Source organism: Vicinamibacteria bacterium (genome assembly GCA_035620555.1).
GTDB lineage: Bacteria > Acidobacteriota > Vicinamibacteria > Marinacidobacterales > SMYC01 > DASPGQ01.
On record DASPGQ010000375.1, the window covers coordinates 1 to 9,397 of the forward strand.

10 protein-coding genes are annotated in these 9,397 nt (G+C 64.5%); 2 read left to right on the forward strand and 8 right to left on the reverse strand.

Translation table 11 applies throughout. The features are described 5' to 3' along the window. Both VEK15_14980 and VEK15_14985 read right to left on the reverse strand, forming a co-directional pair. The coding region (locus VEK15_14980) for a tetratricopeptide repeat protein (GenBank protein HXV62000.1) at nucleotides 1–1,792 on the reverse strand (1,792 nt) is incomplete at its 3' end. Nucleotides 1,793–1,800: 8 nt separating this feature from the next. Then, nucleotides 1,801–3,885: a sulfatase-like hydrolase/transferase gene (locus VEK15_14985; GenBank protein HXV62001.1), complete on the reverse strand. Its 2,085-nt coding sequence runs from the start codon at nucleotides 3,883–3,885 to the stop codon at nucleotides 1,801–1,803. Between the two features lie 129 nt (nucleotides 3,886–4,014). On the opposite strand from VEK15_14985, the gene VEK15_14990 reads away from it, so the two are divergent. After that, complete coding sequence (locus VEK15_14990) at nucleotides 4,015–4,272, forward strand: hypothetical protein (protein ID HXV62002.1); 258 nt, start codon at nucleotides 4,015–4,017, stop codon at nucleotides 4,270–4,272. Continuing rightward, nucleotides 4,269–4,616, forward strand: coding sequence for a type II toxin-antitoxin system PemK/MazF family toxin (locus tag VEK15_14995; GenBank protein HXV62003.1), 348 nt, complete (start codon nucleotides 4,269–4,271; stop codon nucleotides 4,614–4,616). Before VEK15_14990 ends, VEK15_14995 begins: the two co-directional genes overlap by 4 nt. Nucleotides 4,617–4,652: 36 nt before the next feature. Here the strand turns inward: VEK15_14995 and VEK15_15000 are convergent, their stop codons facing one another. The 6 genes from VEK15_15000 to VEK15_15025 all read right to left on the reverse strand — a co-directional run. Beyond that, nucleotides 4,653–4,988 (reverse strand): hypothetical protein, encoded by a 336-nt coding sequence (locus tag VEK15_15000; GenBank protein ID HXV62004.1) that lies wholly within the window; start codon nucleotides 4,986–4,988, stop codon nucleotides 4,653–4,655. Further along, nucleotides 4,963–5,868, reverse strand: a complete 906-nt coding sequence (locus VEK15_15005; GenBank protein HXV62005.1) for a homocysteine S-methyltransferase family protein — start codon at nucleotides 5,866–5,868, stop codon at nucleotides 4,963–4,965. The genes VEK15_15000 and VEK15_15005 overlap by 26 nt, the downstream gene beginning before the upstream one ends. Then, nucleotides 5,865–6,353, reverse strand: coding sequence for a hypothetical protein (locus VEK15_15010; protein HXV62006.1), 489 nt, complete (start codon nucleotides 6,351–6,353; stop codon nucleotides 5,865–5,867). Before VEK15_15010 ends, VEK15_15005 begins: the two co-directional genes overlap by 4 nt. Next, nucleotides 6,350–7,903, reverse strand: a complete 1,554-nt coding sequence (locus VEK15_15015) for an ASKHA domain-containing protein (GenBank protein ID HXV62007.1) — start codon at nucleotides 7,901–7,903, stop codon at nucleotides 6,350–6,352. Before VEK15_15015 ends, VEK15_15010 begins: the two co-directional genes overlap by 4 nt. Beyond that, on the reverse strand, nucleotides 7,900–8,547 hold the full coding sequence (locus VEK15_15020) for a cobalamin-dependent protein (protein ID HXV62008.1): 648 nt from the start codon (nucleotides 8,545–8,547) through the stop codon (nucleotides 7,900–7,902). Before VEK15_15020 ends, VEK15_15015 begins: the two co-directional genes overlap by 4 nt. Nucleotides 8,548–8,556: 9 nt before the next feature. Then, a partial coding sequence (locus tag VEK15_15025) for a trimethylamine methyltransferase family protein (protein HXV62009.1) occupies nucleotides 8,557–9,397 on the reverse strand: 841 nt, incomplete at its 5' end.

Genomic DNA, 9,397 nt, shown 5'->3' on the forward strand with positions numbered 1-9,397 from the left:
CCCGCCTCCGTGCCACATTCGTCGCTTCCTCGAAGAGTCGACGGGCTTCTTGGATTGAGCCGTCAACAGCAAGTGCCATCGCCAGCGTGTCGAGGGCCCTCGGATCCCGCCGTTCGGTTCTCGCCACCACACGCTCCGCCAGATCCACCGCCTCACGCCTTCGTTCAGGAAACGCGTCGGGACGAGTGGCCAGAAGCCGGGCCAGGTTGTGCGTGAGGGCGAGGTCGTCAGGGAATCGCTCGAGCCCGGAATCCAAAACAAAGACCGCTTTCTTCAGATTGCCCTCCGCGTTCTCGAGCACCGCGAGCGCGCCGGCGATCTCCGGACGGGACATGCCCTCTTCGTCTGCCGCGCGAAGCGCGGAGAGGGCTTCTTCGTATCGTCCGAGCTCGAAGAGGGCCATCGCGCGGTTCTCCCGAGCCGACACGAACCCGGGCGCGAGAGCGAGAGCTTCATCGTAAATCCCGACGGCGCTCTCGAGCTCTCCTCGGCCCGCCCGGGCATCCGCCTCCCGAGAGAGGAGGTTTGCGAGATCCGTTCGAGCCGGTCCGTGCTCCGGCTCGAGCTGAAGGAGTTTTCGATAACTTTGAATGGCTTCATCGGCTTTCGCCGCCCGAGACAAGGCGCTCGCGTAGAAGTAGAGTGCCAGATCGTTCTCGGGATCGAGCTCGACCGCTCGCCCCCAGAGCGCGAGTGAGTCCCTCCACCACAGGGATTGCCGATAGGTCGCGACCGAGAGAACCGCGATGGCCGCGACGGCGACCCATCGCCAGACCGCGGGCGAGCGCACCAGCAACCCGCCGAGCCCCACGGCGAGAGCGAGCGCCGGAACGTAGGTGTAGCGGTCCGCCGTCGCCTGGAGTCCGCTCGGGGCGAGACCGAGAGACGGCAGGGCAAGAAGAAGCCAACTCGCCCACACCGCGAGCGCTGCGGGATGGCGGGAACGAAAATGCCAGACGATCCACGCGCTCGTCAGAAGCACTAGGCTTCCGAGGCCGAGGAGGAGCCAGTCGACGCGAGGCTCGATCGGGAGCGGATCGAGTGGGGTCAACCGCACCGGCCAGACGGACCGGCTCAGCTGCGCCAGAAGCGAATCGGCTGCGAGCGTGAGGCGGGCACCGAGCCCGAACCTCTCGAGATCCAGAAACGGACGACGGCTCCCCTCGAGGAGAAGCCCGGCCGCCGAGAGCACGAGGAACGGAATCTTCTCGGCGAGGAACCGGGCGTGACGTTTCCGGCGAAAAACGAGGATGTCCAGGACGATCAGCACGAGCGGAAAGGCAAGCGCCACCGGCCTCGCGAGCAGGGAAACCGCGTAGGCGAGGACCGAAAGCGCGAGCCGGGAACGGAGGTAAAGGAGCGTCGCCCCGAGCAGAAACGCCGTGGAGAGAAGATACGGGAAAGCGCTTGCCCAGGCGACGACCTCGACCCGCAGCGGATGGACGGCGTAGAGAAGCGCGCCGAGGAGGGCCGCCACCGCTTTGCCGGACAACCGGAAGATGAGGAGGTAGAGGAGAATCGCGTTGAGAACGTGGACGAGAACACTGAGGCCATGAAACGTCTCGGGGGTCCACCCGAAGTTTCGACCGCTTGCCGCCCAGACCACCCACGAGAGCGGCTGAAAGTGGCTGAGATGCTCGGTGGTGAGGGCCCAGACGAAGAGCCCCTTCGAACGAAGCGCGTCGTTGTCCACGAGCGCCTCGGGGTCGTCCCAGGAGACCCAGCCGTTCGAAAGAACGGGCACAAAGGCGGCGAGAACGATCATCGCGATCGCAAGACCGTGAAGCCGCACGGTCGAGCTCAAGCTCCGCCGAGGCGTCTGAGCTCCGCTCTCGCCGGCTCGAAACCCGGATCGTTCCGAAGCGCTTTCTCGAAGAAACCTCGCGCTTCTTCCGGACGTCCCAGCCGTACGAGAGCGAGGCCGAGATTGAAAGCGTACTGCGCATCCTCGGGATCGACGGTATGCGCCTTACGGAACGCCTCCTCCGCCTCGGCCATCCGACCGTTGCCGCCGAGCACCATCCCCAGCGAGTTCCAATAAGAAGCGTCATCGGGAGCGAGCCGCACCGCTTCCTTCAACCGCGAAATCGACTTCTCGATCTCGCCCAGATCCCGGTACTGCTCGCCGAGGCGCACCAGAGTCAGCGCGTCTTCGGGAAGGCGCTCGGCGACGGCCTCGAAGGCTCGGGCGGCCTCGTCGGGACGACCGAGGCTCACCCAGATCTCGCCCTCGCGCTCGAAGAGGCGCGCGCTTTCGGGAATGACGTTTTGTCCGCGGTGAAGTGCCTCGAGGGCGTCGTCGTGGCTGCCGAGGGCGACCTGCGCCTCGGCCAGATCGAGGTAAGCCGGTCCGTAACTGTCGTCGAGTGCGATCGCTCCCGCGAACGCGTCGACCGCTTCCCGGTAGCGTCCCAGACCGTAGTAGGCGCGGCCCGTATGGTAGAGCGCTTGAAAGCTCTCGTTGCCCGACTCGAGTACCGCGCGGAAACGCTGGATCGCGGACTCGTAGTCTTTCTCCTGAAGGAACGTGAGCCCTTCGCGCATGTGGCCGCTCAGAAAACGAAACTCCTCGAGCTTGTCCTTGGGGTCGATGTGGGACGAGTGCGCCTCCCCGCTTCTCGTGCCGCCGACGTAGCCGAGTGCGCCGAGCTTCTCCATGAGCTCGGGATCGATTTGTGAAGCCGTCGAAGCGGGGCCCTCCAGACCTGCGGGAGCGAGCTCGGCGATCCGGGCGCGCAGTCGCTCGGCGGCGACGGCATTCCGCCGAATGCGATTGTCACGCTCCTCCGGATCTTCCTCCAGGTTGTAGAGCTCGGGCTTCGGCGCCTCGATGAGCTTCCAGGGCCCCTCCCGCACGGAGACGAGACGACCCCACCCGTAAAGAAGCGACGCCATGAAGCTCTCAGCGTAGAGGGGCCTGGGCTCGGGCTCGCTGCCTCTTCTCAGAGTCGCCGCGAGACTCCTCCCCGGTACGTCGAGGTGGGAAATCTCCAGCATTTCGAGCACGGTCGGAAACACGTCCACGAGCTCGACGGGAGTCGAGATCGTGAGCTCGGAGACGACGCCGGGCCCGCGAAACAGAAGCGGCACCCGGAGCGTCGGCTCGTAAATGAAGTAGCCATGCCCGGTCTCCCCGTGCTCGCCGAAGGCTTCACCATGGTCCGAAGTCACCACGAGCAGGGTGCTCTCGGAGTGCCCGAGCGCCGCGAGCTCGGAATCGAGGCGGCCGACGAGCTCGTCGGTGAAGGCGACTTCGCCATCGTAAGGCCGCCCCTCGTAGCGAGAGGCATGAGGCTCCGGAGGCTCGTAGGGATCGTGCGGGTCGTAGAGATGGAGCCACAGAAAGAAGGGCTGGCCGCCGTCCTCCCGAAGCCACGCGATCGCCTCTTCGGTCGTCGCGTCGCCGCGCTTTTGTACCGAGTCCAAGAAAACGGCATCTTGCCCCTCCACTCCGAAGTCATCGGCGAAGGTCTCGAACCCGCGATCGATGCCGGTTTCCGATGACAGAACGATCGAAGAAACGAAGCCGGCCGTTCGAAATCCGCGCTCTTTCAGGATCTCGGCGAGGAGCGGCATCTTCGACTCGAACGGCGGAGCCGCGTTCTCACGCACCCCGTGCTCGAACGGGTAACGACCCGTGAATAGGGAGAGGTGCGAGGGGCGGGTCAAGGGCACCTGGGCTCTCGCGTCTTCGGCGAGCGCGCCTTCCCGGGCGATTCGATCGAGGTTCGGGGTCTCGACGTTTCCCCCGTAAGCCCCGAGTCGATCGGCCCGGAGCGTGTCGATCGTGACGATCACGAGATTCTCGGCCGTCGGCGCGGGCTCCTGCCGGCAGCCGGCAACGAGAAGGAGAACGATCGTAACGGAGGGGAAGCGGTCAAGCACCCGAAGCAGAGAGTAGCATGGACGTTACGACAGGCAAAACCAGCTTGATGTGAGCTCGGGCGTTTCGTGCCGCTTCGTTTTGCGCCTCCCAAATTGACTTCGCTTCCCTAGTTGGTATATTCAAATAGTATGAAAACAAATACCAAATCCAGCATCACCCTTCCACCGGAGGAGCTGAAGCTCGTGATCTCGCTCCAGGCAAAGCTGAAGGCGAAGAGCAAGGTCGAGGTCGTCCGTCGCGGCCTGCGTCTTCTAAAGGAGGTGACAGAGCGTGAAAGCCTCAGAGAAGCCTACCGCCGCGCCTCGAAAGCCACGCGCGGGGCGCTGTCACAAGAGGAATTGGCTGAGCTCGACGGCCTCGCCTCCGAGGGCCTGGACGAGTGGTGAAAGTTGAGCGAGGAAGGCTCTACCTTGCCGATCTGAGGTCGAGGAGGGGAACGGAAGCTGGAAAGTTGAGGCCTGTACTCGTCATCCAAACCGATTTGCTGAACGACGTGGGGCATCCGTCCACCTGGGTGCTGCCCTGTACGACGCGTCTCACCGGTGAGAATCTCCTCCGTGTATCTATTCCCCGAGGAATGGCCGGGAACCGTCAAGACTGCGAGATTATGATCGACCAGAGTCGCGCCATCGACAATCGACGATTCGTCCGAAAGCTCCGGCCGTTGCCGCCGGCGATCCTGCGAGAGGTGCAAGAGAAGCTATGCCGTTTGGGGGATCTGGCAGGCTGATGGCGCCGCTTCGAAGGGTGCCACTGCGATCGTTGCTCAGTCGACTACGAGCGATAGCGCTCCGTCGTCCGTCTCGAACTCGGCTCCGGCGTTGCGAGCCGCTTCCTTCAAGGCTTCGCATAGGATGTTCTTGACGTCGGGTCCATGCTCGAGACGACGCATCAGGCCCTCACCCGTCCGCTCCCCCACGGTGAGGGTTAGCTTTAGCCCCCGGCGCTTACAGAGAATCTTGCGGCCGTCCTCGAGAGTCGTCTTGAAGATCTTGATGTAAGCATCGGCATAGTTGATGCCGATGCCCGAGCCATCGTCCTTCGCTTCGGGCAGGAGCTTGTCCCACTCGGGACTCTCACGGCCGAGCTCGACCCTGACCATCCAACACCTCCCGGAGCTTCGCGATATGCGCCGGCGTGCTTCCACAGCACCCGCCCACGATGCCCGCCCCCGCCTCGAGGACCGCGGGAAGTCCTCGTGCCATCTCGTCCGGGGTCTCGTTGTACACGACCTGCAGGTTCTCGAGCACGGGGAGACCCGCGTTCGGCTGCACCATGATCGGAAGCGTGCAAGTGGACCGATAGCGTCGCGCCGTGTCCGCGGCGAACTTCATATCGACCCCGGTGCCGCAGTTGAGCGCGACGAGGTCGGCGCCGGCCTCCGCCATAAAGGCCGCCGCCTGCTCGGGACTCGTTCCCATCATCGTCCGCACTTCGTCCTCGTCCTGCATCTTGTCGAAGGCCATCGAGCCGATGACGCAGGGCGCACCCGCGGCCTTCGCCGCCTCGATGGCGATTCCCAGCTCTTCGAGTGACGTCTGAGTCTCGATGATGATCGCATCGACGCCGGCTGAGACGAGGGCTTCTGCCTGCTCCGCGAAAGCGTCCTCGACCCGTGCCGCGGGAACCTCACCGTAGGGCTCCATCAGCCCGCCGAAAGGGCCGATGTCGCCGAGCACGAACCCTTTTTGGCCGTTGAAGGCATCGCGCGCGATCTCGGCCGCGGCGCGGTTGATGTCGCGGACCCGACGGCCCTCGTCGTGGCGCTCGAGCATGATGCGCGAGCCGCCGAAGCTGTTGGTGATGAGAATGTCCGACCCCGCCGCGACATAGGCCCTCTGGATCGCCAGCACTTTCTCGGGTGCGTCGAGGTTCCACGCTTCACCGCACCCTCCCGGAGGAAGCCCCGCGCGCTGCAGCTCCGTTCCCATCGCTCCGTCGCTCAGGAGCACGCCGCGTTTCAGCGCTTCCAGCAGATTCACGCCGCCCTCCGGTAGCGACATCGCGCGAGATCGCATCGCGAGCAGGGAGAGCCGATCGCTTCGCCTTCGAAGAGGGCGAGGACAGAATGTCTCGGCCTCAACATGCCCGAGGACAAGAGCTCGATCTCGGGCGAGAGCGGTGAGAGCTTTTCGAAGAGCGCGGACTGTTCTTCGAGCGGAAACCCTCGATGACCGGGGCTGAACGTCGCGCCCTGCATGGAAGCCAGATGCTCCACGAGGGCCGCGGCGAATCGATCGAGGAAGTAGGCCTCGTCCACGCGCCCCGCCGCCCAGAGGCGATCGAGCTCCTCGTCGACCTCCCATCCCGCCGTGAGCCCGACGACCCCGTCTCTCGAGTAGACCCGGGGCCTTCCATGACATCGATACCAGCGGGCGGCGCCTTCGGCGAGGCGGCGGACGTCGCCCTCGAGCGGTTTACCCGGCGGGTAACCGAGGAGCCGCGCGTAATCGCGCTCATCGATCACGTGTATACCTCGGAGGCAACGGGCTGAAATTGACAGCCCTCGACGAAGTAGTCGAAAAAACGCGGGTGCGTCTCGAGCTCGATGTGCTCGACCCGCCTCACCGCCTCTTCGAGCTCCCGTCTCTGGCTGGGCGAGCGCAGAATCATCGAGGCTCCGTCCAGTGCGGCGTTTCCCACACGGACGATCCTCTCGTCCGGCAGCTCGGGCAGAAAGCCGATACGACGCGCCGCATCGAGATCGAGGTGCCGGGCGAAACCACCGGCGAGGTAGAGCTTGTCGATGTCCTCGAGCCGGATGCCGTACACGTCCGCCACGATCGCGAGGCCCGCCACGTTTGCGCCTTTCGCTTGCGCGAGCTCGTTGACATCGGCCTCGGTGAAGACGATCCCGTCATACACTCGAAACGGCTCGCTCTCTCCGGCGAAACGACCCTGAGCGTTCATCCTTCCCGCGCGGCGGAGCTCGCTCAGCAGGTCCACGAGCCCGGAGCCGCAGAGGCCACGGGGCGGGCCACCGCCGATGACGATGACGTCGAGCGAGCCATCTTCTTCGATCGAGACCCTCTCGATCGCACCGTCGAGCGCAGGCATCCCGCACAAAACGCCTCCTCCCTCGAAGGCCGGGCCCGCAGGACAGGACGCGGCAACGACGCGGTCGCGATTCCCCATCACGATCTCCGTGTTCGTGCCGACGTCCATGACGAGAGAGACCGCCTCCGAGTCCGTCAGCCGACTGGCCCAAAGGCAGGCCGCGGCGTCGCCCCCGACGTGGCTTCCGATGAGAGGCAGGCCGTAGACGACGGCCTTCGGATGGACGTGAAGGCCGAGCTTTCGAGCGGGCATGCCGAGCGCCGTCGAATCGCGCTTTTTCTCTCTGAGCTCCCGCTCGGTGATGGACCAATAGGGTTTTTGCCCGATCGAGTGCACGTCGAGACCAAAGAAGAGATCGCGCATCGTCGTGTTCGCCGCCACGACCACGTCGACGATCCGATCGGGATCAACGGGTAACGCTTCGATCGCGTGATTTAGATACCCGACGAGGGTTCGCTTGAGGAGACGACCCCGATGCTGCGTATCGTAGTGAATGCGCGCCATGATGTCCGAGCCCCCGAACCGCTGGGGGTTCTCGAACGACTGACTCGCGACCTGCACGCCGGATGCGAGGTCGAAAAGACGCAAGGCGACCGTGGTCGTACCCACGTCGAGCGCGATTCCATAGCCGTCGCGTGGCTCCGGGGGCCCCTCGCTCCAAGGAAGTCCCTCGCTTTGGTCCACAATCTTCAACGACCCGCGACGCATCGTGTGGCAGCGGACGATGCCGTCGCCCACGAGCCGGGTGCGACATGCGAGACGAAACGAGGCGCCGAGGTGCGCTTCTTCCGCTGTGCGCGCCGAGAGTAGCTCCTCGCCCTCTTCGATCTCGAGAAGACACTCACGGCATTTCCCCTGCTTGACGCAGGACGTGGGAACGCGCACGTCGACCGACTCGGCGCACTCGAATAGCGTGCCGCTCACCGGTGCCTCACGGTCGTTCACGAAGAGCTTCTTCATCGCATGGCCGCCTTGCGGGCGCCGACGAGCTTCTTGAACAGCTGCACCGCGCTCGCAGCATCCGCCGCATAGCCATCGGCACCGATCTCCGAAGCGAACTTCTCGGTCACCGGAGCGCCGCCGACTGCGATCTTGACGTCGACCCCTTTCTCGCGCACGGCATCCACCACGGTCTTCATGTAGATCATCGTCGTCGTCAGGAGAGCGCTCATGCCGAGTATCGCCGCATGGTTGTCGCGGACCGCCTGGATGAACTCGTCCGCGCTCGTGTCGGTTCCCAGATCCACGATGGTGAACCCGGCTCCTTCAGCCATCATCCCGACGAGGTTCTTTCCGATATCGTGGAGATCGCCTTTGACCGTGCCCATCACGATCGTCTCCGACCGATCGTCCTTGCGCTCCGTCAGAAGGGGTTTCAGAACCTCCATCCCCGCCTTCATCGCCCGCGCGGCGAGAAGCACCTCGGGAACGAAGATGCGGTTGTGCTTGAAGTCCTCCCCCACGACGCGCATCCCGGCGATGAGCCCGTCTTCCAGAACCTCGTCGACGGGACGTCCCTCCGCCAGGGCTTGCTCGGTCAGGGCCTTGACTTCCTTGTGCTTCCCCTCGAAGAGGAGCTGGTTCATCACCGCGTAGTCGGGCATGGTCGTGGTTTACTCGAAAGACGGGAGAGTCAGGCCGGGCTCCCGGGCGGTCTTCACGAATAGGTTCCGGATCTCGGCGTGGAGCTTCTCCTCGACGGGCTCGACTTCGTAGTTCTCGAGGCATTCGCCGATGACGTCGGCCGCCCGGTCACGAAAGCGTTTCTTCCCCTGCTCGCTCCATTGATCCCAGTTCGTCCGATCCACCATCGGCCCCGGCAGATACAGCTCTTCGGGCCAGTGCTCGAGCGTGTGCTCGGACATCATGAGGTGCTTTTCGCGCACGAGCTCCTCGATGAGCGAGGCAGCGGGAAGATCTTCCTTGACCTCCACCGGCTTCATGAATCGCTCGACGTGGGCGACGACCTCATCGTCGAAGACGAGCTTCTCGAGGCTGAAGCAGTTGACGTAATCGAGCATGCCGGGACCCGAGACCGAGTTGATCCCCGACAGGGCGGCGAGGAACGCGCCGACTCCGGTCTCGAAGCCCGCCTGGGGGTCGTTGAACTTGGAGTCCGAGAGCGCCATGTAGGCCTGACAGGGCAGGTTCAAGTGCTTCGCGATGCGGGCGTAGCCGCAATACACCTGCAGGGCTTCGACCGCGGTCATGGGGTTGGTCATGAGCCGCATGTGGAAGCTCGCCGGAGCGCCGCCGAAGAGAACCGGCGTGCCGGGACGAATCTTTTGGGCGATGGCCAGACCGCTCAGCACTTCGGCGGTATGGAGCACGAGAGCGCCCACCGTCGTGGCGGGCGAGATCATGCCGAGCAGCAGAACGGGCACGACCTCGATGGGAATCCCCCACTCGGCACAGTCGATGATGTTCGCGATCGGGTCCTCACCCCATCGAAGC